The organism is Cupriavidus basilensis OR16 (genome assembly GCF_000243095.1).
In the GTDB taxonomy this organism is placed as follows: Bacteria; Pseudomonadota; Gammaproteobacteria; order Burkholderiales; family Burkholderiaceae; genus Cupriavidus; species Cupriavidus basilensis_D.
Window position 1 is genome coordinate 157,614 of the sequence record NZ_AHJE01000017.1, and the last position, 22,473, is coordinate 180,086.

The 22,473-nt window shown below is 68.3% G+C and carries 20 protein-coding genes, 1 tRNA gene and 3 pseudogenes; 20 read left to right on the forward strand and 4 right to left on the reverse strand.

Translation table 11 applies throughout. From position 1 onward, the window contains the following. Positions 1 to 25: 25 nt before the first annotated feature. Positions 26 to 676: an MBL fold metallo-hydrolase gene (locus OR16_RS07420; RefSeq protein WP_006157341.1), complete on the reverse strand. Its 651-nt coding sequence runs from the start codon at positions 674 to 676 to the stop codon at positions 26 to 28. A 317-nt stretch (positions 677 to 993) separates the two neighbouring features. Here OR16_RS07420 and OR16_RS07425 point away from each other — a divergent pair, with 317 nt between their 5' ends. Continuing rightward, positions 994 to 1,824, forward strand: a complete 831-nt coding sequence (locus OR16_RS07425) for a septal ring lytic transglycosylase RlpA family protein (protein ID WP_006157342.1) — start codon at positions 994 to 996, stop codon at positions 1,822 to 1,824. A gap of 81 nt (positions 1,825 to 1,905) precedes the next feature. On the opposite strand, the pseudogene rsmI reads toward OR16_RS07425, so the two are convergent. Continuing rightward, a pseudogene (gene rsmI, locus OR16_RS41025) lies at positions 1,906 to 2,830 on the reverse strand (16S rRNA (cytidine(1402)-2'-O)-methyltransferase). A 39-nt stretch (positions 2,831 to 2,869) separates the two neighbouring features. On the opposite strand from rsmI, the gene OR16_RS07435 reads away from it, so the two are divergent. The 16 genes and pseudogenes from OR16_RS07435 to OR16_RS07510 all read left to right on the forward strand — a co-directional run bounded on the left by OR16_RS07435 (position 2,870) and on the right by OR16_RS07510 (position 15,517). Continuing rightward, complete coding sequence (locus OR16_RS07435) at positions 2,870 to 3,238, forward strand: YraN family protein (protein WP_006157344.1); 369 nt, start codon at positions 2,870 to 2,872, stop codon at positions 3,236 to 3,238. A 98-nt stretch (positions 3,239 to 3,336) separates the two neighbouring features. Beyond that, positions 3,337 to 3,924: a phosphoheptose isomerase gene (locus tag OR16_RS07440; RefSeq protein ID WP_006157345.1), complete on the forward strand. Its 588-nt coding sequence runs from the start codon at positions 3,337 to 3,339 to the stop codon at positions 3,922 to 3,924. Positions 3,925 to 4,015: 91 nt separating this feature from the next. Beyond that, positions 4,016 to 4,855, forward strand: coding sequence for a BON domain-containing protein (locus OR16_RS07445; RefSeq protein ID WP_006157346.1), 840 nt, complete (start codon positions 4,016 to 4,018; stop codon positions 4,853 to 4,855). Positions 4,856 to 5,296: 441 nt separating this feature from the next. Next, a complete protein-coding gene (locus tag OR16_RS07450; protein WP_085961277.1) occupies positions 5,297 to 6,517 on the forward strand; it encodes an NAD(P)/FAD-dependent oxidoreductase in 1,221 nt (406 codons plus the stop codon). Between the two features lie 122 nt (positions 6,518 to 6,639). Further along, entirely contained in the window at positions 6,640 to 7,044 is a 405-nt protein-coding gene (locus tag OR16_RS07455; RefSeq protein WP_006157348.1) for an ArsR/SmtB family transcription factor, read from the forward strand. A 116-nt stretch (positions 7,045 to 7,160) separates the two neighbouring features. Continuing rightward, positions 7,161 to 8,525 (forward strand): sulfite dehydrogenase, encoded by a 1,365-nt coding sequence (gene soxC, locus OR16_RS07460; protein WP_043418870.1) that lies wholly within the window; start codon positions 7,161 to 7,163, stop codon positions 8,523 to 8,525. After that, entirely contained in the window at positions 8,509 to 9,555 is a 1,047-nt protein-coding gene (locus tag OR16_RS07465) for a c-type cytochrome (protein ID WP_043418871.1), read from the forward strand. The genes soxC and OR16_RS07465 overlap by 17 nt, the downstream gene beginning before the upstream one ends. Positions 9,556 to 9,681: 126 nt before the next feature. After that, positions 9,682 to 10,011 carry a c-type cytochrome gene (locus OR16_RS07470; protein ID WP_006157351.1) on the forward strand — a complete coding sequence of 110 codons (330 nt, stop codon included), beginning with the start codon at positions 9,682 to 9,684 and terminating at the stop codon, positions 10,009 to 10,011. A 169-nt stretch (positions 10,012 to 10,180) separates the two neighbouring features. Then, on the forward strand, positions 10,181 to 10,636 hold the full coding sequence (gene soxY / locus OR16_RS07475) for a thiosulfate oxidation carrier protein SoxY (RefSeq protein ID WP_043350495.1): 456 nt from the start codon (positions 10,181 to 10,183) through the stop codon (positions 10,634 to 10,636). Between the two features lie 63 nt (positions 10,637 to 10,699). Further along, positions 10,700 to 11,011, forward strand: coding sequence for a thiosulfate oxidation carrier complex protein SoxZ (soxZ, locus tag OR16_RS07480; protein WP_006157353.1), 312 nt, complete (start codon positions 10,700 to 10,702; stop codon positions 11,009 to 11,011). Between the two features lie 109 nt (positions 11,012 to 11,120). After that, positions 11,121 to 11,576: a DsrE family protein gene (locus tag OR16_RS07485; RefSeq protein ID WP_006157354.1), complete on the forward strand. Its 456-nt coding sequence runs from the start codon at positions 11,121 to 11,123 to the stop codon at positions 11,574 to 11,576. Between the two features lie 123 nt (positions 11,577 to 11,699). Then, positions 11,700 to 12,332, forward strand: a pseudogene (gene soxA / locus OR16_RS07490) (sulfur oxidation c-type cytochrome SoxA). Between the two features lie 17 nt (positions 12,333 to 12,349). Next, positions 12,350 to 13,042: a sulfur oxidation c-type cytochrome SoxX gene (soxX, locus tag OR16_RS07495; protein WP_006157355.1), complete on the forward strand. Its 693-nt coding sequence runs from the start codon at positions 12,350 to 12,352 to the stop codon at positions 13,040 to 13,042. 9 nt (positions 13,043 to 13,051) lie between these two features. Beyond that, positions 13,052 to 13,579, forward strand: a complete 528-nt coding sequence (locus OR16_RS07500; protein WP_006157356.1) for a TlpA family protein disulfide reductase — start codon at positions 13,052 to 13,054, stop codon at positions 13,577 to 13,579. A 78-nt stretch (positions 13,580 to 13,657) separates the two neighbouring features. Continuing rightward, a complete protein-coding gene (gene soxB, locus OR16_RS07505; RefSeq protein WP_006157357.1) occupies positions 13,658 to 15,379 on the forward strand; it encodes a thiosulfohydrolase SoxB in 1,722 nt (573 codons plus the stop codon). Positions 15,380 to 15,419: 40 nt separating this feature from the next. Then, positions 15,420 to 15,517 (forward strand) — tRNA-Ala (locus OR16_RS07510). A 143-nt stretch (positions 15,518 to 15,660) separates the two neighbouring features. On the opposite strand, the gene OR16_RS44470 is transcribed toward OR16_RS07510, so the two are convergent. Both OR16_RS44470 and OR16_RS07520 read right to left on the reverse strand, forming a co-directional pair. Then, positions 15,661 to 16,047, reverse strand: a complete 387-nt coding sequence (locus OR16_RS44470; protein WP_192816413.1) for a hypothetical protein — start codon at positions 16,045 to 16,047, stop codon at positions 15,661 to 15,663. 612 nt (positions 16,048 to 16,659) lie between these two features. Then, on the reverse strand, positions 16,660 to 17,373 hold the full coding sequence (locus OR16_RS07520) for a DNA-3-methyladenine glycosylase I (protein ID WP_006157358.1): 714 nt from the start codon (positions 17,371 to 17,373) through the stop codon (positions 16,660 to 16,662). A gap of 124 nt (positions 17,374 to 17,497) precedes the next feature. Between OR16_RS07520 and OR16_RS07525 the strand changes: the two genes are divergently transcribed. The 3 genes and pseudogenes from OR16_RS07525 (at position 17,498) to OR16_RS07540 (ending at position 22,470) form a co-directional block, all read left to right on the forward strand. Continuing rightward, positions 17,498 to 17,851, forward strand: a complete 354-nt coding sequence (locus OR16_RS07525) for a DUF2314 domain-containing protein (RefSeq protein ID WP_006157359.1) — start codon at positions 17,498 to 17,500, stop codon at positions 17,849 to 17,851. Between the two features lie 147 nt (positions 17,852 to 17,998). Next, positions 17,999 to 21,115 (forward strand): annotated as a pseudogene (locus OR16_RS07530) (DUF2339 domain-containing protein). Next, positions 21,115 to 22,470 carry a DUF3999 domain-containing protein gene (locus tag OR16_RS07540; protein ID WP_006157363.1) on the forward strand — a complete coding sequence of 452 codons (1,356 nt, stop codon included), beginning with the start codon at positions 21,115 to 21,117 and terminating at the stop codon, positions 22,468 to 22,470. The pseudogene OR16_RS07530 and the gene OR16_RS07540 overlap by 1 nt, the downstream one beginning before the upstream one ends. Positions 22,471 to 22,473 lie beyond the last annotated feature (3 nt).

Consider the following 22,473-nt stretch of genomic DNA (forward strand, 5'->3'; position numbering starts at 1 on the left):
ATCGAAAAGAGCGGGGTGGCGGGCTTTAGCCCACATCCATCAGGTGGTCCGCCACATAGGGGTTGTTCTTGCGCTCTTCGCCAAAGGTGGAGACCGGGCCGTGGCCGGGCACGAAGGTGACGTCCTCGCCCAGCGGCCACAGATGGGTGCGGATCGAGCGGATCAGGTCGGCGTGGTTGCCGCGCGGAAAGTCGGTGCGCCCGATCGAGCCCGCGAACAACACATCGCCCACGATGGCAAGCCGGTTGGCGCGCGAGAAGAACACCACGTGGCCGGGCGTGTGGCCCGGGCAGTGGTAGACCTCCAGCGTCTCGCTGCCGAACTGCACGGTGTCGCCCGTGTCCAGCCAGCGCTGCGGCTCGAAGATCTCGGCGTGGCCAAAGCCGAAGCGGCGGGTCTGCTCCGGCAATTGCTCGATCCAGAAACGCTCCGCCTCGTGCGGCCCCTCGATCGGGATCTGAAGCTCGCGCGCGAGCGACGCGGCGCCCGCGCAATGGTCCACGTGGCCGTGCGTGAGGAAGATCTTCTCCAGCGTCACGCCATGCTCCTTGACCGCGGCATGGATGCGGTCAAGGTCGCCGCCGGGATCGGTCACCGCGGCGCGGCCGGTGGTCTCGTCGATCAGCAGCGCACAGTTCTGCTGGAAGGGCGTCACGGGAATCAGTAGGACTTGCATGGAGCGGAATTCAGGAGGGGAAACACGAAATGCCACGGAGCCGATGGGCGCCTGATGCGCCACAATGGATGCAACCGCCGGGTGGCCTCGCGATTGGAATAGTCTTGGCATTGTAGCGTCGGGCACACTGGAACGTGCTGCGCCCGGCAGCGCGGCCCGGGTATGGAGCCATGCGGGCATCACACCGTGAAAGCCTTGCCAGGACTGGCATTGCGCCCGGCCGCCGCCGAATCGGGTACGGTTTTTACGGCGCGTTACAGACAATTCGTAACATAATCAAGGCCATAGGTGTAACTGCGTGATGCTAGACTCCCGCGATGCCTTGGTTCCCCCCTCATTTTTCCCGCCCCGGGCGGATCGTTCGCCTGTGCCTGCACGCCTCGTGCGCGCTGGCGCTGGCCGCCTGTGCGATCCCGCCGGCGGATGAGTCGCAGGAGGGCGCGCCCACCGCCGCCACCCCCGGAAGTGCCAAGGCTGCCAAGCCGGGCAAGACGGCAAAGGGCGACAAAAACAGCGGCAAGAATGGCAAGGCCGCAGACGTCGCCAAGGGCGAGGCGGCCGATCATGCCCAGAAAGACAACAGCAACAGCAACGGCTGGGGCCTGTTCCGCTGGGGCGGTGGCAACGACGCGCTGGGCGAAGGCGCCGGCCAGGGTTCGCTGGAGGGCTTGCGGCCCGACCTCGGTTCCTTCGAGCAGCGCGGCATGGCGTCCTGGTATGGCAAGGGCTTCCATGGCCGCAAGACCGCCAATGGCGAGCGCTTCGACATGCGCGCAATGACCGCCGCGCATCCCTCGCTGCCGCTCGACAGCTGGGTGATGGTGCGCAACCTGCGCAACGGCAAGGTCGCCGTGGTTCGCATCAACGATCGCGGGCCGTATCACGGCAACCGCGTGCTCGATGTCTCCTACGGTGCGGCCAAGCGCCTCGGCTTCACCGAACACGGCTCCACGCAGGTTGAAATCCGGCGCCTGTCGCGCTCCGAGGTAGCGGCGCTGGGGCCGCAGCTCGCGCCAGGCGACGACGATGCGGGCGATGGCGGCGACGATGCCTCCAGCGGTACCGAGATGGCCGACAATCCCGCCAAGCCGGCGCGCACGGCCCGCAAGGCGCGCAAGCCGGCGGCCACCAAGCGCAAGAGCCGCTGAGCCGGGGCGCGGACCATGCAGCCCTGCCAGGTCCGCGACGCCGACTGCGCCAGCGCCGCCCTCGCCGCCCTCGCCGCCGGCTTACTCCGTGGCTTGGTCGTCCGCGCCACCCTCGGCGCGCTGCGCCAGCGCCAGCCGATACAGCGCATCCGTCGGCGCGCCGGTGATGGCGGCGGCCAGCTTGGCGGCCCCGCTTGGCCGGCAACTCGGCCAGCAGCAGCCCCAGCACCTGCTGGGCGCGGGCATCGGGCAGGCCAGCGTCCGCCGCCGCGGGCGATGCCCCTTCCACCACCAGCACGAACTCGCCCTTGGCGCGCGATGGATCGGCGGCCAGCCAGGCCGGCGCCTCGCTCACGGGCAGCACCTTGATTTCCTCGAACAGCTTGGTCAGCTCACGGCCGATCAGCAGCCGCCGGCCGGCCGGCAGCGCGGCGGCCAGCGCCGCCAGCGTGTCGGCGATGCGGTGTGGCGCCTCATACACCACCCAGGCATGGTCCAGCGTGGCCAGCGCGGCGATGGCATCGGCGCGCGCACGCGCCTTGGGCGGCAGGAAGCCGGCAAAGGTGAAGCGGCCGTCACCGCTGTCGAGCATCGCGCCCGCCACCGACAAGGCCGCCACCGTCGCGCTCGGGCCGGGCAGCGGCACCACCGCGTGGCCGGCGGCGCGCGCCGCTTCCACCAGCCGCGCCCCCGGGTCGGAGATACCGGGCGTGCCGGCATCGGACACATAGGCAACGCGCTCGCCGGCCGCCAGCCGCGCGTTGATGCGCTCGGCCGCTTCGCGCTCGTTGTGCTCGTGCACCGCCAGCAGCGGGCGGTGCAGGCCCACGCGCGTGAGCAACTGCCCGGTGTTGCGGGTGTCCTCGCAGGCCACGGCGTCGACCAGGCCGAGCACGTGCAGCGCCCGCAGCGAGAGATCGGCCAGGTTGCCGATCGGGGTGGCAACCACATACAGGGTGCCGGACGGGTAGGACTGGCCGGCCGCCAGGGAGATCCAGTCAGTCATGCTTGAGAACTTCCGGTGAATCCATCATTCAAATCCACGATGTCGCCGACGCAGGCGCGGGGAGCCCGGGCCGAGTCGCGCGCGCTGGACTACTTGCAAAGGCAGGGCCTGGCGCTCGTGGTGCGCAATTATCGCTGCAAAGGCGGCGAGATCGATCTGATCATGCGCGAGGCCGACGGCACGCTGGTGTTTGTCGAGGTGCGCCAGCGCGCCAGCCGCGTCTTTGGCGGCGCGGCGGCCAGCGTCACGCCGGCCAAGCAGCGGCGCATCCTGCTGGCGGCGCAGCACTACCTGGCCGCGCAAGCGGGGCCGGGCGGCGGGCCGCGCTGCCGGCTGGACGTGGTTGCGCTGGAGCCAGGCCGGCTCGAATGGATCCGCGATGCGTTCGATGCCGGCGCGGGGCAATGAAGCGGCAGGCAGCCCGGGCGCCTGCGTCATAATGCGCGGTATCTTGCGGCGCATGCCGTATTTGAAGAGCATCTGAAAACAAGAAGGCCGATCGAGCCATGCATATCGATAGCATCCAGCAGCATTTCTTTGACAGCGCGGAAACCAAGCGCCAGGCCGCCGCCGTGATGGCACCGCATATCGCCGCGGCAATCGAGCGCCTGGTGGGCGCGCTCACCAGCGGCAACAAGATCCTGGCCTGCGGCAACGGCGGCTCAGCCGCCGTTGCCCAGCACTTCGCTGCCGACCTGATCGGCCGCTTCGAGCGCGAGCGCCCGGGCCTGGCGGCGATCGCGCTGACTACCGACAGCTCCATCCTTACCGCCATCGGCAACGACTACGATTTCAGCTTGGTGTTTTCCAAGCAGGTCGAAGCACTCGGCCAGCCGGGCGACGTACTGCTCGCCATATCCGCTTCCGGCAACGCCGCCAACGTGAGCGCAGCGGTGCTGGCGGCCAAGCAGCGCGACATGAGCGTGGTGGCGCTGACCGGCCAGGGCGGCGGCGAGCTCGCCGGCCTGCTCGGCGAGTTCGACGTCCACCTGTGCGCGCCCAGCGAGCGCGCGGCGCGTATCCAGGAAGTGCACCTGTTGACACTGCATTGCCTGTGCGACGGCATCGACGAAGCGCTGCTGGGCGAGGGGTGAGGCCTGTGCCCCCCCTCCAGCCTGCCGCGCGGTGCCGCCGCCTTTTGCTACCTCAGCCCATTATTGCCTCACCGCTTTCAGCAAGGACCGCATGACGACTCTGCCCAATTCGCGTGAATCCCGCGCCGCCCGGCTGACCGGGCACCTGCCACGCCTGGCCCGCACCGCTACCATGGTGGCGGCCCTGACCGTGGCGGCCACCCAACTCGCCGGCTGCTTCCCGGTCATCGCCGCCGGGATGGCCGGCGGCGTGACCATGGCCACCGACCGCCGGCCCACCGCCACCCAGACCATCGACCGCGGCCTGCAACTCGAGGCCGAGAACACGCTGAACTCGCGCTACAACGGCCAGGCCCGCGTCAGCGTGTCGGTCTTCAACCGCAAGGTGTTGCTGACCGGTGAAGCCAAGGACAGCACGGTCAAGCAGCAGATCGAGCAATACGTGAAGGGCCTGCCCAATGCGCGCGAGGTGGTCGACGAGCTCGAGATCGTCTCGTCGCCGTCGTTCGTCACCCAGAGCCAGGACACCTTCATCACCAGCAAGGTCAAGACCATGCTGGTCACCGCCGATGGCGTGCCCTCGAACTCGATCAAGATCGTCACCGAGAAGGGCGTCGTCTACCTGCTCGGCGTGGTCACACCGCCAGAGGGCGAGCGCGCCACCGATGTGGCGCGCAACGCCAGTGGCGTGGTCAAGGTGGTCAAGGCATTCGACTATGTGACCGAAGCCGAGGCCGCCAGGCTCGACGCCGCCGCCACCGGGCGGACCACGCCGCCAGATGCAACGTCCGGCACGCCCGCGCCGGTGCAGACGGCGCCTTCGCAGACGGCGCCGGCCGCGCCCAACGCAGCCGCGGGCGCCACGGCCAGCCCGGTGACGTCGCCCGTTACTTCGCCCGTGGCATTGCCGCCCGGCCGCAACCTGCCCTGAGCGCTCCGGCGCGCAAGGCGGACCGTCAGGTTCCGGCTTGCGCGCCGCCCCCTGCGACAGCCGGCGCAGTTCGATCTGCGGATTTCGCGTCACATGCGCGCGCTGCGCTGTGTTAGGGTTGGCACGCCCTCGCGGCGCGACCCCGGAGCGAACACCATGAACCAGACCCCCACACCGGCTGCCCTGACGGCGCTAATGGCGCTAATGGCGCTAATGGCCCTGGCGCTGCTGGCCTTGCCGGGCGGCGCGCGCGCGCAGGCGCCCGACCCCGGCACGCTGCAGGCGCGCAACTGGGCCGCGGCCTGCGCCGGCTGCCACGGCCCGGCAGGCCGCGCGCCCGCGGGCAGCGCAGTGCCGGCACTCGCCGGGCGCGATGCAGGACTTCAAGCAAGGCAAGCGCTGCAACGACGTGAATTTCTCGGCGCGCTGGCCGGCACGGCCATGTTCGGCACGCTTGGCGCGCAGGCCGCGGCGCGCAAGGCAAAAGTGGTGGTGGTAGGCGGCGGCTTTGGCGGCGCCACCGCGGCGCGGTACCTGCGCGAATGGAGCGGCCAAGGCATCGAGGTCACGCTGGTCGAGCCCAACGCGAGCTTCGTCTCCTGCCCGCTGTCCAACCTGGTGCTCGCCGGCAGCAAGCGCATCGGCGACATCACCTTGTCGTACGATGCCCTGGCCAAACGCCACGGCGTCAAACTCGTGCGCGACCATGTCAGCGCGATCGACGCCGCGCGCCGCGAGGTGCGCCTGGCGGGTGGCGGCACGCTCGCCTATGACAGGCTGGTGCTCTCGCCTGGCGTGGACGTGCTCAGCGGCGAGATCCCCGGCCTCGCCCAGCCCGGCGGCGAGCAGATCCTGCACGCCTGGAAGGCCGGCCCGCAAACGGTGGGCCTGCGCCGCCAGCTCGAAGCCATGCGCGACGGCGGCACCTTCGCCATCACCATTCCGCTGGCACCGTATCGCTGCCCGCCCGGCCCCTATGAGCGCGCCTGCCTGGTCGCGGACTATTTCAGCCGGGCCAAGCCGCGCAGCAAGGTGCTGATCCTCGACGCCAATCCCGACGTCACCTCCAAGGGCGCGCTGTTCAAGCAGGTCTGGGCCACGCGCTACAAGGACAGGGTCGAGTACCGGCCGCAGTACAACACCGTCGATGTGGACCCTGCCACCCACACGCTCAAGTTCGAGGTGCAGGACGACGAACGCGCCGACGTGCTCAACGTGCTGCCGCCGCAGCGGGCCGGGGCCATCGCCGTTGCAAGCGGGCTGGCCACCGCCAACGGCCGCTGGTGCGAGGTCGATTTCCTCACCTTCGAATCCAAGGCCGCGCCCAATATCCACGTGCTGGGCGATGCCATCCAGATCGCGCCGCTGATGCCCAAGTCGGGCCATATGGCCAACCAGCATGGCAAGGTGGCCGCCGCCGCCATCGTGTCGCTGCTAGCCGGCCACGCGCCCAACCCCGAGCCGCTGTACAACAACACCTGCTACAGCTTCACCTCCGCGCGCGAGGCCATCCATATCGCCAGCGTGCATCGCTACGATGCCGCGCAGAGGACCATGGTCACGGTGCCCGGATCGGGCGGCCTGTCAGCGGCGCCGAACGCGCTGGAAGGCACTTACGCGCAATCGTGGGCGGATGCGATCTGGACCGACATGCTGGGCTGAAAGCAGCACGCGGCCGTCCAAGGCAGTCACGGCGCGCACCGGCAACGGTGCGCTTTGCTTATGTCCCCGAGGTTGCAGCGCAGCCTGAATCTGGAAGCACTGCACAAAGGGGTAAACACTATATGCGCAATTACGCATATACGAATATATTGAACGGCATGGATGAGATGGATCGCGTGTTCGAGAAAGTGTCGGGGTATTTCAGCCTGCTGGCGGAGCCCACCAGGCTGAAGATCCTGCACGCCCTGTGCGATGGCGAGAAGCCGGTGGGCACCGTGGTGGAAACGGTGGGATCGTCGCAGACCAATGTGTCGCGCCATCTCACCGCGATGTACCGCGCGGGCGTGCTGTCGCGCCGCAAGGAGGCCAACCTCGTGTTCTACGCCATCGAGGACGAGAGCGTGATCGAGCTGTGCCGCACGGTTTGCGTGCAGGTCGCCAGCCGGCTGGAAGACAACGCCTTGCCGGCGAGCATGGTCGATCGCTTCATGCCGGCCACGCCGGCACCGCGTCGGCGCAGCCGCTAAGGCAGCAGCGCTCGCACCAGGGTTTGACGGCAGCCGTCCGCTTGCGCGGGCGCTGACCCACAACAGGTTTGCCGGCGGCGCCTTTGCGCCGCACGCGCGAGCCGGAGGAGACCGCAGTGCCGGAACAGAGCCGCCCCGGGCGCATCGTGCGTGCGCCGGAGCATTTCGTCAGCGCCTCGCTGCAGCAAGACATCACGCAACACGGCGTAGGCGCGTCCGACAGCCCGCGCCGGGATTTCCTGCGCAAGAGCTTCCTGGGCGCGGCCGCGGCGCTGGCCGCCGGCGTCGCGGGCCGGGCACGCGCAGCGGATGACGCTGCCGGCGACGCCGCCATCCTCACCCCACAGCCCTGGGCTACCTCGCTCGGCCAGCCGGTCGCCGCGCGTCCCTACGGCCAGCCGTCATTGTTCGAGAAAAACCTGGTGCGCCGCGAGTCGCCCGGCCTCACGCGGGTGTCGGCGGCCTCGGTGTCCTTTGCCCCGCTGCAAGGCTTCTTCGGCATCATCACGCCCAACGGCCTGCACTTCGAGCGCCATCACCAGGGCTGGCAGGACATCGATCCGGCCCGCCACCGCCTGATGATCAATGGCCTGGTGAAAGCGCCACGCGTCTACACCATGGACGACCTGATGCGCCTGCCCGCGGTGTCGCGCATGCACTTCATCGAGTGCGGCGCCAATACCGGCATGGAATGGGGCAACGTGGCGGTGCCCACGGTGCAATACACCCACGGCATGCTGTCGTGCTGCGAGTTCACCGGCGTGCCGCTCAAGGTCCTGCTCGACGATGCCGGCGCGGATTTCAAGCGCGGGCGCTACCTGCTGGCCGAGGGCGGCGACGGTTCGGGCATGACCCGCACCATCCCGATGGAGCTGGCCGACGAGATCATCGTCGCCTGGGGCATGAACGGCGAGATGCTGCGCCCCGAGAACGGCTACCCGCTACGCCTGGTGGTGCCCGGCGTGCAGGGCGTGTCATGGGTCAAGTGGTTGCGTCGGCTGGAGCTCGGCGACCAGCCGTGGAACACCAAGGACGAGACCGTGCACTACGTGGACATGATGCCCGACGGCATGCTGCGCCAGTACACCTCGATCCAGGAATGCAAGTCCGTCATCACCACGCCCTCCGGCGGGCAGCATCTGGTGGGGCGCGGCTTCTACAACATCAGCGGCCTGGCGTGGTCCGGGCGCGGGCGCGTGAAGCGCGTCGATGTCTCCGTCGACGGCGGGCGCAACTGGCGCACCGCGAGGCTGGAAACGCCGGTGCTGTCCAAATGCCTGACGCGCTTCAACCTGGACTGGGTGTGGGACGGCTCCCCGGCCATCCTGCAGAGCCGCGCCATCGACGAGACCGGTTATGTGCAGCCCCGCCTGGCGCAACTGCGTGCGGTGCGCGGCGCGCGCTCGATCTATCACAACAACGCCATCCAGAGCTGGCAGGTGGCCGATGGCGGCGAGGTCTCCAATGTCCATGTTGACTAACGCCGGGCGCGCGGCACTGATGGCCTGCGCCGCCGCGCTGTGCGGGCATGCGGCAATGGCCGCCGCGCCGGAGGGCAGCGCGCGCGCGGCGCTCGGCCGCACCGCTACGCCGGCCGAGGTCAAGGCCTGGGATATCGATGTGCGCCCCGACTTCCAGGGCCTGCCCAGGGGCAGCGGCACGGTGTCGCGCGGCCAGGCCGTCTGGGACGGTAAATGCGCTTCGTGCCATGGCGATTTCGGCGAATCCAACGAAGTGTTCTCGCCCATCGTCGGCGGCACCACCGCCGAGGATATCAAGCGGGGGCGGGTAGCCTCGCTGACCGGCAACCAGCCTTACCGCACCACGCTGATGAAGGTCAGCACGGTCAGCACCCTGTGGGACTACATCCACCGCGCGATGCCGTGGAACGCACCCCGGAGCCTGTCCGCCGACGACGTCTACGCGGTTACGGCCTACCTGCTCAACCTGGGCGATATCGTGCCGGCGGACTTCACGCTGTCGGATCGCAATATCGCTGAGGTGCAGCAGAAAATGCCAAACCGCAATGGCATGACCCTGCAGCACGGCCTGTGGCCCGGGCGGGGCCAGGCGGATACGCACAATACGGCGTGCATGAAGGATTGCACGGCCACGGCCACGGTCAAGGTCGTGTCCACCATGCCGGCCTACGCCCGCGATGCCCACGGCGAGCTGGCCGCGCAGCAGCGCACTGTCGGCCCCACGCGCGGCTGGGCTGCCGGCGCCAGCGCGCCCGCAGCGCCGGCAGGCGTCACGGCGCAAGTGCCCGGCGCGCAGCTGGCTAGCCAGTACCAGTGCATGGCCTGCCACGCCACCGATCGCAAGCTGGTTGGCCCGAGCTTTGCCGAGGTCGCGCGCAAGTACAAAGGGCAGGATGCGCAGGACGCGCTCGCGCGCAAGATCCGGGCAGGCGGGCAAGGCGCCTGGGGCAGCATGCCGATGCCGCCGCAAGCGCAGATTCCCGATTCCGACCTGCGCACCGTGGTGGGGTGGATTCTTGAGGCAAAATAGCGGGCTGGCCGCCCCATGCCCGTGGCGTGGCCAGCGCGCCGCCGCGCCGGCCGTGCCGACAGGCAACACCGGCAGCGAGCGGGCTTTTCGCCGTCCCCACGGCTCTTCAAAGTTCGGAGCATATCCATGAAGCAGTTTGTCATCGCAACGCTGATGCTGGCTTGCGCCGCCTCGGCCAACGCTGCGGTCGATGCCGCCAAGGCCCAGGAAATCGCCAACAAGAACGCCTGCATGGGCTGCCACCAGGTCGACAAGAAGCTGGTTGGCCCGGCCTACAAGGACGTGGCGGCCAAGTACAAGGGCGACAAGAACGCGCTGGCAACGCTGACCAAGAAGGTCAAGGGTGGTGGTGCTGGCGTGTGGGGCCCGGTGCCGATGCCCGCCAATGCCGCCCTGAGCGATGCCGACCTGAAGACGGTCGTGGAGTGGGTGCTGGCAGGCGCCCCGGCCAAGTAAGCACAGCCAGGGCAAGCCCTGCCCGGACCGGTTACGGCTTCGGGACCAAGGGGCGCCGCTGGCGCCCCTGTGCGAGGGCGGCAATGCACCGCCCGCTGCCGCGCGAACAAGGCGCGGCAGGCCAACAGAAAACCAAGCCGGAACGGAAAACGCAGGAGAAAAGGAAACAATGCATTCAAAACGACGAGACGTATTGCGGGTCACCTCCGTGCTCGCACTGATGGCCGCCACCGGCCTGATCAGCAAGGCGCAGGCCGCGGAGTGGAACAAGACCGCCTTTGACGGCAAGAGCGTGGCCGATGTCATCAAGGCCTTTGGCGGCAGCGGAACCGAGAAGAGCACCGCCATCGTCTTTACCGCCCCAGACATCGCCGAGAACGGCGCCGTGGTGCCGGTCGCCGTGACCAGCAACATCCCTGGCACCGAGCAGATCGCCATCCTGGTGGAAAAGAACCCCAACACGCTGGCAGCGGATTTCATCATCCCGGCCGGCACCGAGCCCTTCGTCTCCACGCGGGTGAAGATGGGCCAGACCTCGATGGTGTACGCCGCCGTCAAGGCCGGCGGCAAATGGTACGTGGCGTCCAAGGAAATCAAGGTGACGCTGGGCGGCTGCGGCGGCTAAGGCCACGCTCCCATCCACCCAGGCGGGTTTCCCGCCCCACCACTACCTGAAAGAGGAAAGAACATGGCAGACCCGATGCGCGTACGTGCCGCCGAGAACGGCGGTGTGGTCGACGTCAAGATCCTGATGAAGCACGATATGGAAACCGGCCAGCGCAAGGACGCGTCCGGCAAGACCATTCCCGCCTGGCATATCCAGAGCGTGACGGCACAGTGCAAAGGCAAAGACGTATTCCAGGCCCAGTTCGGCCCGGCGGTGTCCAAGGACCCCTTCCTGAACTTCAAGTTCAAGGGCGGCGCCAAGGGCGACAAGGTCACGGTGACGTGGGTCGACAACCGCGGCGACAAGCGGACCGACGAAGCCACCATTTCCTGATCCGGCCAGACCGAGCGGGCGGCGGCATCCTCTGCTATGGTTCAGGTCGAATGTCGGGCCCGGGCCGGCGCATGTTGCGCGCGGGGGTACGACCGGAAGGATAGCAATCATGCGGCGAGCATTTATTCGAGCAACGGCGGCACTGGCGGCGATCGGCCTGACCGCCAAGGCAGCGGCGCAAGCGGCGCCGGCGGCTGCCGGCAAGGGCGGGCGCGTCAAGGTGGTCTATCAGTTGTCCGAAGGCACGGACCAGGCGGTGCGCGCCATGGCCAACCTGCGCAACCACCTGAACGCCGCGCCGGATACCAAGATCGTGGTGGTGGCGTTTGGCTACGGCGTGGACTTCATTGTGGAAGGCGCACGTGATGCGCGCGGCAATACCTTTGAGGCCGCCGTCGGTGCGCTGGCTGCGTCCGGCGTCGAGTTCCGCGTTTGCCGCAACACGCTCACGGCGCGCAAGATTCCTGAATCCAGCCTGCTGATGGAAGCCAAGGTGGTGCCGGCGGGCGTGGTCGAGGTGGCCAAGCTGCAATTCGATGAGGGCTACGCCTACCTCAAGCCGTAAGTAAGACCGGGCACAAGGCGGCGCACACCGGGCGCCACGCAACGGGAAGACAAGCAATAAGACCGGCCCGCGCGGCCTGGCGCCATTTGGCGGCAGGCTCCCGAGGCCCCGAGGAGAAGCCCCATGAAAACGATCAGACGCCGCCGCACCGGCGCCGCGCTGGCACTGGCCGGCACCGTGGCGCTTGCCGCCGCGGCGGTGCACGCCCAAGGCAGCACCGCCGAGGAAATCGCCAAGTACCGGCAGATGCTCGCCGAGGGCAACCCGGCGGAGCTGTGGGAAGCCGCGGGCGAAGAACTCTGGAAAAAGCCTGCCGGCCCCAAGAATGCCTCGCTCGAGCAATGCGACCTGGGCAAGGGCCCCGGCGTGACCAAGGGCGCCTAGATGAACGTGGAGCTGAACCATCCCGAAGAAAAGCGCGTGTACGCCCTTGGCCAGAAGATGTTCTTCTACCGTGGCGGTGCCTACGACTTCGCCTGCGCCACCTGCCACGCCGTGGACGGCCAGCGCATCCGGCTGCAAGAGCTGCCCAACCTGCTGACCAAGCAAGGCGCGCAAGCCGCCTACACCACGTGGCCCGCCTATCGCGTCTCGCAGGGCGAGGTCCGCTCGATGCAGCACCGCCTCTATGATTGCCTGCGCCAGCAGCGCTTTCCCGAGCCTGCCTACGGGTCCGACGTGATCACCGCGCTGAGCCTGTTCCTCGCCAGGAACGCGAACGGCGGCACGTATGACGGTCCGGCCATGAAGCGCTGAGGGAAGGGAGAGCAGAGATGAGACAAGCGCATAAATACGCACACGGCACGCTGGCCATGTTCGCCATGCTGGCCTGCCTGGGTGGCATGGCTCACGCAGACGATGGCGCCAAGCCGGCCAAGGCCACAAAGCCCGCCAACGTCACCACCAAGGTCGCCGCTGTCAGCGACGCCGACATGAAGAAGCTGATCGAAGGCTCCTTCACCTCCAAGGGCCCCGCCACGGTCGAAGGCGTGCTCGATCGCGATGCCATGCAGAAGGCTTGCAGCGACTACCCCGACCGCTCCAAGGTGCCGGCCGCGGTGGCCAGGAAGATCGAGGCCGCCGAGTTCAAGCAGATCAAGTACCCCACCGACAAGCAATGGCTGGGCGACTGGAAGGAGGGCGAGAAGACCGCCCAGAACGGCCGCGGCATGCAGTTCTCCGACACGGTCGGCAGCCCCAACGGCGCCAACTGCTACGCCTGCCACCAGATGACCAAGGCCGAGATCTCGTTTGGCAATATCGGCCCGTCGCTGTACCAGTACGGCAAGCTGCGCGGCGACTCCGAGGCGGTGCTCAAGTACACCTGGGGCAAGATCTGGGATTCCAGCGCGTTCTCGGCCTGCTCCAACATGCCGCGCTTCGGGCACAAGGGCATCCTCACCGAGCAGCAGATCCGCGACGTGATGGCGCTGCTGCTGGACCCGGCCTCGCCGGTCAACCAGTAAGGCGGCGCGATGACGCCTAGCCGCCTGGCCGGCTCCCTTTGGCACGCCCACGCGCGCGTGCTGCTGTTTGCCGCACTGGCCTGGAGCGGCGCGGCCGCCGCGCTGGAGGTGGGCGACACCGTGCGCCTGCCGCCGGTGCAGTTGCTCGACGGCCGGGTTGTCACCTCCGCCGACCTGGCCGGCAGGCCGCTGGTGGTGGAAGTCTGGGCATCGTGGTGCCCCTTCTGCGCGCTGCAGAACCCGCGCCTGCAAAAGCTCTACGACAGCACCGGGGGCGCGCGTGGCGGGTTGCAGGTGCTGGCACTCAGCATCGACAAGGATCCCAAGGACGCCGCCACCTACATGGCCAAACACGGCTACACCTTTGCGGCCGCGATGGACACGCCCGCCCTGCGCGCCGTGCTCGGCAAGCGCCGCGGCCTGCCCGAGCTGTACGTGATCGACGGCCACGGCAAGGTCGTGCAGAAGGAAGTCGGCGAGATGCTGGAAGAAGAAGTCGCTGCGCTGGCCAGGTACGCCACGCCAGCGCAGAAGTAGGCACATCGGCCGCATCGGCCACAAGATGCCGGGTCGCAAGAGCCAGACACCGGCGCATGACATGCACAGGACGAGACAATGAACCGACGCGAGTTCCTGCAGGTGCTGGCTATCGCCGGCGCCGGCGGCATGACCTTTCCCGCCACTGACGCACAAGCCGCGCAGGCCGCCGGCAAGCTCTATGACGTGCCGCGCTTCGGCAACGTGCACTTGCTGCATTTCACCGATTGCCACGCGCAACTGCGCCCGCTGCATTTCCGCGAGCCCAACGTCAACCTCGGCGTGGGCGATTACGCGGGCAAGCCGCCGCACCTGGTCGGGCAGGCCTTCCTGCGCCACTACGGGATCGCCCCCGGCAGCGCGCAGGCCCACGCCTTCACCTATCTCGATTTCACCGAAGCTGCGCGCCGCTACGGCAAGGTTGGCGGCTTCGCCCACCTCGCCACCCTGATCAAGCAGCTCAAGTCCGGCCGGCCCGGCGCGCTGCTGCTCGACGGCGGCGACACCTGGCAGGGCTCGGCCACCGCGCTGTGGACGCGCGGGCAAGACATGGTCGACGCCGCGCTGGCGCTGGGCGTGGACGTGATGACCCCGCACTGGGAGATGACGCTCGGCGCCGAACGCGTCACCGAGATCGTCGAGCGCGACTTCAAGGGCAAGGTCGCCTTCCTCGCGCAGAACATCAAGACCAACGACTTCGGAGACCCCGTCTTCGACCCCTACGTGATCCGCGAGATGAACGGCGTGCCGGTGGCCATCATCGGCCAGGCTTTCCCCTACACGCCGATCGCCAACCCGCGCTACTTCACACCCGACTGGACCTTCGGCATCCAGGAAGAAAACCTGCAGCAGGTCATCGACCAGGCGCGCGGCAAGGGTGCGCAGGTGGTCGTGCTGCTGTCGCACAACGGCATGGACGTGGACCTCAAGCTCGCTTCGCGCGTGCGCGGGCTCGACGCCATCCTCGGCGGCCACACGCACGACGGCATGCCCGCGCCGGTGCCGGTCAAGAACGCCGGCGGCACCACGCTGGTCACCAACGCAGGCTCCAACGGCAAGTTCCTCGGCGTGCTCGACTTCGACGTCAAGGGCGGCAAGGTCAGCGACTTCCGCTACCGCCTGCTGCCGGTCTTCGCCAACTACCTCGCCGCCGATCCCGCCATGGACGCGCTCATCGCCAAGGTGCGCGCGCCCTACGAGAAACAGCTCGGCGAAGTGCTCGCGCGCAACAGTGGCCTGCTGTACCGCCGCGGCAATTTCAACGGCACCTTCGACCAGCTGATCCTGGACGGGCTGATGGACGTGCAAGGCGCCGAGATTGCCTTCTCGCCCGGCTTCCGCTGGGGCACCACGCTGCTGCCGGGGCAGGCCATCACCATGGAACACCTGATGGACCAGACCGCCATCACCTATCCGCACACCACCGTCACCGCGATGAGCGGCGAGACCATCAAGACCATTCTCGAAGACGTGGCCGACAACCTCTTCAACCCGGATCCCTACTACCAGCAAGGCGGCGACATGGTGCGCGTGGGCGGCCTGCAATACACCATCGACCCCACTGCGGCGATGGGCCGGCGCATCACCGGGATGCACCTCAAGGGCCAGCCCATCGACGCCGCCAAGACCTACAAGGTAGCCGGCTGGGCACCCGTCTCGGAAGAAGCCCGCCAAGGCGGCAGCCCCCCGATCTGGGACCTGATGGCCCAGTGGCTGCGCGCCTCCGGCGAGGTCACGGCACGCCCGTTGAACCTGCCGACGGTGCGCGGCATGAGCGGCAACGCAGGCATGGCAACGTGATTGAACAGCCGCGAAAAACTGAGCTACAATCGTTCGTCACGGGCCGATAGCTCAGCTGGGAGAGCGCTGCGTTCGCAATGCAGAGGTCGGGAGTTCGATCCTCAGAGGTCGGGAGTTCGATCCTCCTTCGGTCCACCAGATTCGCGGTACAAGACAGCGCGCTACGTTTAACGACGTAGCGCGTTTTTTTGTTTGGGGCGGCACTCTCTCGCGCGCATGCCGACATCGCGCTGGACGTGATGGCGCGGTGCGCCCGCGCGGCGCACGTCGTTTCTCGTGGCTCACTGCGGCCGCTCGCGGCGGGTCTTCTGCGAAACCGGGACCACCGACGGATTTACGGCCGTGGATGCCGGTGCCGACGGCGCCGGGGACGGCCGCAACTGCATGGCGGGCGCATGCGGCAGCCGCACGGGCGCGATGCCCTCGGATCCTGGCAGCGCCTGGCCGTTGTCATAGCCGGTGGCGACAGCTTCCAGGTAGCCCGGCGCAAAAGTCTGCTCGGGCGTGACCAATGACTGAACCGGTGCGGCGGGCTGGGCATGGGCGATGCTGTTCGCGCAGAGCGCGAGCACGCGAATCAGCAGCACGCCTCGCCGCAGCGTGCGTATCGCGCCCTGCATACCCGAACAGGGCCGGCTCTCTCGTGGTTCATGGCAGTTGATGTGCATGACGGTTCTCCTATGGAGCGATGACGCCAGGCGGGACCGTGGGGGAGAAAACGTGCATCGGCGCCGCGCTCAGAACCCTTAACCGCATGGACCATGCCATCCGCCTGGCGGCGCCAATAGCGGATGTATCGCCACTTTTCCCGGTAAACCTGTTGGAGAACTGCAGACAGGCAGGCTGGCCACGGTTGGTCGGGCCGCAACACGCGATGGATGAAGGCTAGGGACGAATGCCCCGGTCCCGTTGTGGATAACTACGCAAAACCCTGGGGATAAGCAGGCAGGAAAGCTGTGCCCCGGCTGGGGGTGGGTTGTGGGGCGTATACGAACAACTTTCGGGCCGTTTTTGCGCGGCACGTATACGCCCACCGGATATCCCGCGAGATCGGGGTATTCCCTAGGACTTATCTTATTTGCAAGTCATTGAGCAGAAAGGGAAAAGCCGGCTTATCCACGGAAAAAGAGGCCGTTTACCTACTACTACTATATTGGTATACGTAAACAATAAAGAAAGACATAGGGCGACCATTGCGGCGGACGTATACGTTGTCCGCGTTCGACATGGCGCTTCGCAGGTATACCTCCGCCAGCCATCGCCCCAGCGTTTACGTCAGCTCAACGCGGCACCTTGAATGCTCTCCTTGCCAGCAAGGCCTCCTCGCGCGTCATACAGCCCTCCCGATGATCATTGACCAGGCCCATCGCCTGCATCAGCGCGTACATCGTGGTGGGGCCGACAAAGCGCCAGCCACGCTTCTTCAGGTCCTTGGACAGGGCGGTGGATTCTGGTGAGATGGCCATCGTGCGCAGTACTTCCGGCGTCAGGAGCTTGGGGCGGCTGGCCGGATCGGGCTCGAAGCGCCAGAAGTACGCGGCCAGCGACGGCTCCGTCTCCAGCAGTTCGCGGGCGCGCTGCGCGTTGTTGATGGCGGCCTCGATCTTGCCGCGGTGCCGCACGATGCCGGCGTCGCCCAGCAGCCGCTGGATATCGCGTTCGCCGAAGCGGGCCACCTTTTCAATCTCGAAGTTGGCGAAGGCGCGGCGAAATGCCTCGCGCTTGCGCAGGATGGTGAGCCAGCTCAGGCCGGCCTGGAAACCTTCCAGGCATAGCTTCTCGAACAGGCGCCGGTCGTCGTCAACGGGAAAGCCCCATTCGTTGTCGTGGTAATGGCAATAGTCTTCCAGCGTTCCGCACCAGCTGCAGCGCTGGCGCTCCGTGTCCGCCACGATGTTTGTCGCCGGTGGCGCCGCCTTCTTCGCTGCTTTCAGTGCCACCTTCTTCGGCACCTTCGTTGCCACCTTTTTTGCCACGTTGCTGTTTGCCGCCATGGGTGCTTTCTCCTTCGATCTGTCATCTTAAAGCGACTCGCGCGGCATGTCCCCCTTCGCGCGGCCTCATGGCGCATTTGCTACGATGCCGCCCGTGAAGGACGAATTTCTTAAGAGGACTGACATGGAAAAACGACTGGCGACCATCGAGGAAGACGGCTGGCAGCTCGACGACGGCGAGGTCATCGGCGAGGCGCACCCCGAGACGTTTTGGGTGCCGGCGCTGGCGGAGCGGCAGGCCCTGCAGGCCGGCCAGCTGGTGAAACTGATCTTTCGTATCGTCACCGCGGACGAGCAGGACCGCGAGGAGCAGCACGTGGAACGCATGTGGGTGACCGTGACCGGCCGCGACGGCGATCTCTACGGCGGCGAGCTGGACAACCAGCCCTATTGCACCGAGGAAATGGCGCCCGGCATGCCGCTCTGGTTCGAGGCGCGGCATGTGATCAATATCCATAAGGAGGGCGGCGACGAGTAAGCGCCTGGTCGGCTGGTGTTGCCTCGAAATGTCGTCCTGGCGTTACACTGGACGCGCAGGAAGCAGGCGGTGACCGGGGCCGGTAAACGCAGTATCCGCGCCAACGGCCGCCGCCTTCCCCAACCTTCTTAGGCGAAACCTGATCTGATGCGCTGGATATTCGGGGTGATTGGCCTGGTGCTCGGCTTGGTGGCGGCCGGGTTTGGCGGTGCGCTGACGGGCGCGGTACTCGGCTTCGGTTTTGGCTGGATGGTCAGCGACCGGCCTGCCCGGCCTCCCGGCGACGGCGAAGTGCGGGGCGCCCCGGCGGATCCGCTCGAAGCCCGTGTGCTCCGGCTCGAGCAGGAACTGTCCGCGCTGAGGCGCGAGATGGCGAGCCTGCGCGGCGAGACCGTGGGCACCCCATCGGCCACTTCAGCCACATCGGCCACTTTGGCCCCCGGCGCAGCGCCGGGTACGGTTGCGGCCGGCGAATTGCCATCTTTCGCACCGCCTGCCAGCGTCGCGGCGCCAGCCCCGTCCATCGCGGCGGCGATCCCGATCCCGGTTGTGGCGGCGCCCGCGCCGATCTCAACGCCTACTTCCGCGCCTGCAACCGCACCTGCAAGCGCGCGCCACGTTGAACCACCGCTTTCGTCCACGCTCGGGCCGCGCGAACCCGACTTCGTCGAGCGCGCGATATCCGCCGCGCGCGGCTGGCTGCTTGGCGGCAACAGCGTGGTGCGGGTTGGCATCCTGATCCTGTTCTTCGGCGTGGCGTTCCTGCTCAAGTACGCCTCGGACAACGCCATGCTGCCGGTCGAGTTCCGGCTGGCGGGCGTGGCGGCCGGCGCGGTGGTGCTGCTGCTGGCGGGCTGGCGCCTGCGCGAGCGGCGCGCGGGCTATGCGCTGGTGCTGCAGGGCGGCGGCGTGGGTGTGCTGTACCTCACGGTCTTTGCCGCCACCAAGCTCTACGGCCTGCTGCCGGCCGCGGCCGCCTTCCCGCTGATGGTGGCCATCTGCGTGCTCGCCGGTGGCCTCGCGGTGCTGCAGAACGCCCCGGCGCTGGCCTTCACGGGCAGCGCCGGCGGCTTCCTTGCCCCGGTGCTGATTTCAACCGGCGGCGGCAGCCATGTCATGCTGTTCAGCTACTACGCGCTGCTCAATGCCGGTATCTTTGCCATTGCCTGGTTCCGGGCCTGGCGCCAGCTCAACCTGCTTGGCTTTGCGTTTACCTTTGGTATCGGCAATGTATACCGGCATCGCGCTGCTCTATGCGCTGCGCCGGCAGGTCAGCCTGAGGGATTACGTGGACGGCACGCTGGTGTTCGGCACGCCGCTGCTGGCCATGGGGCTGCAGGCCGCGCTGGTGCGCAACATTCCATTCGCCATGGCATGGAGCGCGGTGGCGCTCGCGGCGTTCTACTTCGGGCTGGCGGCGTGGCTGGCGGCGCGCCGCGATCGCTTGGGGCTGCTGTTTGAGGCTGTGCTGGCGCTGGGCGTCATCTTTGCGTCGCTGGCGGTGCCGCTGGCGTTCGACGGGCGCACCACAAGCGCCGTATGGGCCGTGGAAGGCGCCGCCGTGGTGTGGGTGGGGGTGCGGCAGCAGCGGCGCCTGGCGCTGGCCAGCGGGCTGCTGCTGCAGCTGGCGGCCGGTGCGGCCTTTGCCGCCGGCAGCCTGTTCGAGGCCACGCAGCTGGCGTGGCCGGTGCTGAACAGCCGCTATGTGGGCACGCTGCTGCTGGCGGCGGCCGGCGTCTTCAGCGGCTGGCGCCTGCACGGGCGGCCCGAGGCGCGCGCCTGGTTCGCGCCATGCGCGCCGCTCGGCCTGGCCGCGGCGTTGTGGGGGCTGCTGTGGTGGCTGGGCGGCGGCGTGGCCGAGATCCACCACTGGTACGGCGTGTTCGGCTGGAAGCTGCGCGCGCTGTTTGCATGGCTCGCGCTGTTGGTGGTGCTGACCGCGTGGCTGGCGCACCTGGCGCGGCGCGTCCTGGCGTGGCAGCAGGCCAGCGTGCCGGCGCACGCCATGGCGCCGCTGCTGGCGGTGCTGGCCGTGGCCAGCTGCATCGTGCCGTCGGCGTCGCCTTTGCTTGGCTTCGGCGCGCTCGCCTGGCTGGTGGTGTTTGGCGCGGCCTGGCTGCTGCTGTGGCGGCAGCAGGGCGATGAGCGCGATGCCTTGCTGGCGCCCATGCATGCGCTGTTGTTCTGGACCGTGTGCGTGCTGTTGTCCACCGAGGCTTACTGGCGGCTGCGCGCCTATGTGCCCGAGGGCGCCTGGAGCTGGAGCGCCTGGGCCTATGGCTATGGCGCGCTGCTGGCGCTGCTCTCGGTGTGGGGCTGGCGCCTGCGCTGGCCGGTGGCGCGCTTCTCGAAGGCCTATCTGCTGTGGGGAGCGCTGCCGCTGGTGGCACTGCTGTGGCTGTGGAGCATTGCCAGCGTGGCCAGCGATGGCGACGCCGCACCGCTCTTCTACCTGCCGTTGCTCAACCCGCTCGATGTCGCCCAGCTGCTGGCCATGCTGGCCGTGGCATTGTGGCAGCACCGCCTTGCCGCGCAGGGCCTGGCCACGCGCCCGCGCGCGCTCGAGTACGCCGCGCTGGCCACGGTGTTCCTGTGGGTCAATGCCGCGCTGCTGCGCACGCTGCATCACCGCTTCGGCATCGGCTACGACGTGATGGACGTGCTGCGCTCGATCAACCTGCAGCTCGTGTTTCTCGCCGGCTGGGGCGCCTTCGCGCTGGCCGGGCTGTTCTGGGCCCGCCGCGACAGCCTGCTGCGCTTGTTTGCCGTGGCCTCGGCGCCGCTGGTGGTGGTGATGTGGCTGTGGACGCTATATGCCAACCTGACGCAGGCCGGCGCCATCCTGGGCCGCGCTCCGTTGCTCAACCCGCTGGACCTGGTGCAGGTGCTGGTCTATGGCCTGGCGGTGTTCTGGTTTGGTTCCTGTGGCTTAACGCGATGCTGCTGCGCACGCTGCATCACTGGACCGGCGTGCCCTACACGCTGCAGGCCTTGGGTAGCTCCACACTGGTACAGGCGTCGCTGTCGGTGTTCTGGACCGTGCTGGCGCTGATTACCATGGTGGCGGCCACCCGCCGGGGCGCGCGCGCGCTGTGGTTTGTCGGGGGCGCGCTACTGGGGGTGACGGTGGTCAAGCTGTTCCTGTTCGACCTGTCCTTCGTCAAGGGCATCGAGCGGATCATCTCGTTTATCGGCGTGGGCGTGCTGCTGCTGCTGATCGGCTACTTCTCGCCCCTGCCGCCGAAGGAAGAGGAGGCGACGTGATGCCGGCTTTCCGAACCGCAGGCGCGCGGGCGCTCCCGATCCTGGTGGCTGCGCTGTTGCCACCGCTATTGCTGCCCCTACCCGCACAGGCCGAACGCTTCGCGCTGGCCACCGACCGCGACGCGGCGTACTACGCCGTGACCCTGGATGCCGATGTCTATACCCACAGCGCGCGGGCCGGACTGGGCGACCTGCGCGTGCGCAACGGCGCCGGCGAATTGCTGCCGTATGCGCTGGACCTGCCGCCCGAGCCGGCGGCCGAGGCGCGCACGCTGCGCGATGTGCCGTGGTTCGCGCTGCCGGCCGCGCAGTCGCGCCAGGCCGCGCCCATGGGCGTGGTGATCGGCACCGACGGCGCGCTGCGCGCCGCCAGCACCCCGCCCGCGGCCGGCACGGCCGGGGCATGGCTGCTCGACCTGAGCCAGTTGCGCGACGACGCCAGCGCGGTGGTGATCGGGCTGCCGGAGGGCGACTACCAGGGCAGGGTGGATGTCGCCAGCAGCGACGACCTGCAGCACTGGCAGCCCGCGGGCGGCGCGCAGCTGTTGCGGCTGAGCCGCGAGGGCAGCTCGCTGAGCCAGGACCGCATTGCGCTGGGGCGCCTGCGGGCGCGTTACCTGCGGCTGCAGTGGCAGGGCGCGCCGCCCGCGCCGGCGCGCGTGCAGGTGGAGACGGTGGCGCTCAGCATGCCTTCTCCGCTGGCGCTGCAGTGGCGCGACGGCATCGTTGCCACGCAGGCCCAGCCCGGCGGCGACTACCTGTTCGACAGCGGCGGCCGTTTCCCTGCCGAGCGCGTGCGCATCCGCCTGCCGCAGTCCAATACGGTGGTGCAGGCCACGCTGTGGTCCCGGCCCGATGCGCAATCGTCCTGGCGCATGGTCAGCCGTGGACAGCTTTATCGCCTTGCCGGCGCGCAGGGCACCGAGCAGGAAAGCGCGCAGCTGGCGATCGGGCGCAATACGGATCGCCTCTGGCGCCTGAGCGTGGAGGCGCGCGCCGGCGGGCTTGGCGCCGGCATGCCGCTACTGGCGCTCGGCTGGCGCCCCGCCGTGGTGACCTTTGTCGCGCGCGGTGCGCCGCCGTTCTCGCTGGCGGTGGGCGAGCCCGCGGGCGCGGCGCAGGAGCCCGGTGCGGTCGCGCGGGCTGAGCTGCTGGCCGGGCCAGCGCCGGTGATCGCCGAAGCGCGGATTACCGCCATGACGGCATCGCCGCAAGCCGCAGCGGTGCCCGCCGACACCCAGCGCAACCGGCGCTTCGTCCTGTGGGGTGCGCTGCTGCTTGCGGTGGGCGTGCTCGGCTTGATGGCTTGGCGGCTGCTGCGGGCGCTGGGTGCGCAGCCCCCGCCCCCCGATTGAGCG

Excerpts from the sequence above, each read along its gene's own strand:
- OR16_RS07450 (WP_085961277.1), top strand. The coding sequence starts at position 5,297 with ATGTTCGGCACGCTTGGCGCGCAGGCCGCGGCGCGCAAGGCAAAAGTG.
- OR16_RS07485 (WP_006157354.1), top strand. The coding sequence starts at position 11,121 with ATGCGGCGAGCATTTATTCGAGCAACGGCGGCACTGGCGGCGATCGGC.
- OR16_RS07520 (WP_006157358.1), bottom strand. The coding sequence starts at position 17,373 with ATGGCGGCAAACAGCAACGTGGCAAAAAAGGTGGCAACGAAGGTGCCG.
- OR16_RS07525 (WP_006157359.1), top strand. The coding sequence starts at position 17,498 with ATGGAAAAACGACTGGCGACCATCGAGGAAGACGGCTGGCAGCTCGAC.
- OR16_RS07425 (WP_006157342.1), top strand. The coding sequence starts at position 994 with ATGCCTTGGTTCCCCCCTCATTTTTCCCGCCCCGGGCGGATCGTTCGC.
- OR16_RS07455 (WP_006157348.1), top strand. The coding sequence starts at position 6,640 with ATGCGCAATTACGCATATACGAATATATTGAACGGCATGGATGAGATG.
- OR16_RS07420 (WP_006157341.1), bottom strand. The coding sequence starts at position 676 with ATGCAAGTCCTACTGATTCCCGTGACGCCCTTCCAGCAGAACTGTGCG.
- soxZ (WP_006157353.1), top strand. The coding sequence starts at position 10,700 with ATGGCAGACCCGATGCGCGTACGTGCCGCCGAGAACGGCGGTGTGGTC.
- OR16_RS44470 (WP_192816413.1), bottom strand. The coding sequence starts at position 16,047 with ATGCACATCAACTGCCATGAACCACGAGAGAGCCGGCCCTGTTCGGGT.
- OR16_RS07470 (WP_006157351.1), top strand. The coding sequence starts at position 9,682 with ATGAAGCAGTTTGTCATCGCAACGCTGATGCTGGCTTGCGCCGCCTCG.
- OR16_RS07440 (WP_006157345.1), top strand. The coding sequence starts at position 3,337 with ATGCATATCGATAGCATCCAGCAGCATTTCTTTGACAGCGCGGAAACC.
- OR16_RS07465 (WP_043418871.1), top strand. The coding sequence starts at position 8,509 with ATGTCCATGTTGACTAACGCCGGGCGCGCGGCACTGATGGCCTGCGCC.
- OR16_RS07445 (WP_006157346.1), top strand. The coding sequence starts at position 4,016 with ATGACGACTCTGCCCAATTCGCGTGAATCCCGCGCCGCCCGGCTGACC.
- soxB (WP_006157357.1), top strand. The coding sequence starts at position 13,658 with ATGAACCGACGCGAGTTCCTGCAGGTGCTGGCTATCGCCGGCGCCGGC.
- soxX (WP_006157355.1), top strand. The coding sequence starts at position 12,350 with ATGAGACAAGCGCATAAATACGCACACGGCACGCTGGCCATGTTCGCC.
- OR16_RS07500 (WP_006157356.1), top strand. The coding sequence starts at position 13,052 with ATGACGCCTAGCCGCCTGGCCGGCTCCCTTTGGCACGCCCACGCGCGC.
- OR16_RS07540 (WP_006157363.1), top strand. The coding sequence starts at position 21,115 with ATGCCGGCTTTCCGAACCGCAGGCGCGCGGGCGCTCCCGATCCTGGTG.
- soxY (WP_043350495.1), top strand. The coding sequence starts at position 10,181 with ATGCATTCAAAACGACGAGACGTATTGCGGGTCACCTCCGTGCTCGCA.
- OR16_RS07435 (WP_006157344.1), top strand. The coding sequence starts at position 2,870 with ATGTCGCCGACGCAGGCGCGGGGAGCCCGGGCCGAGTCGCGCGCGCTG.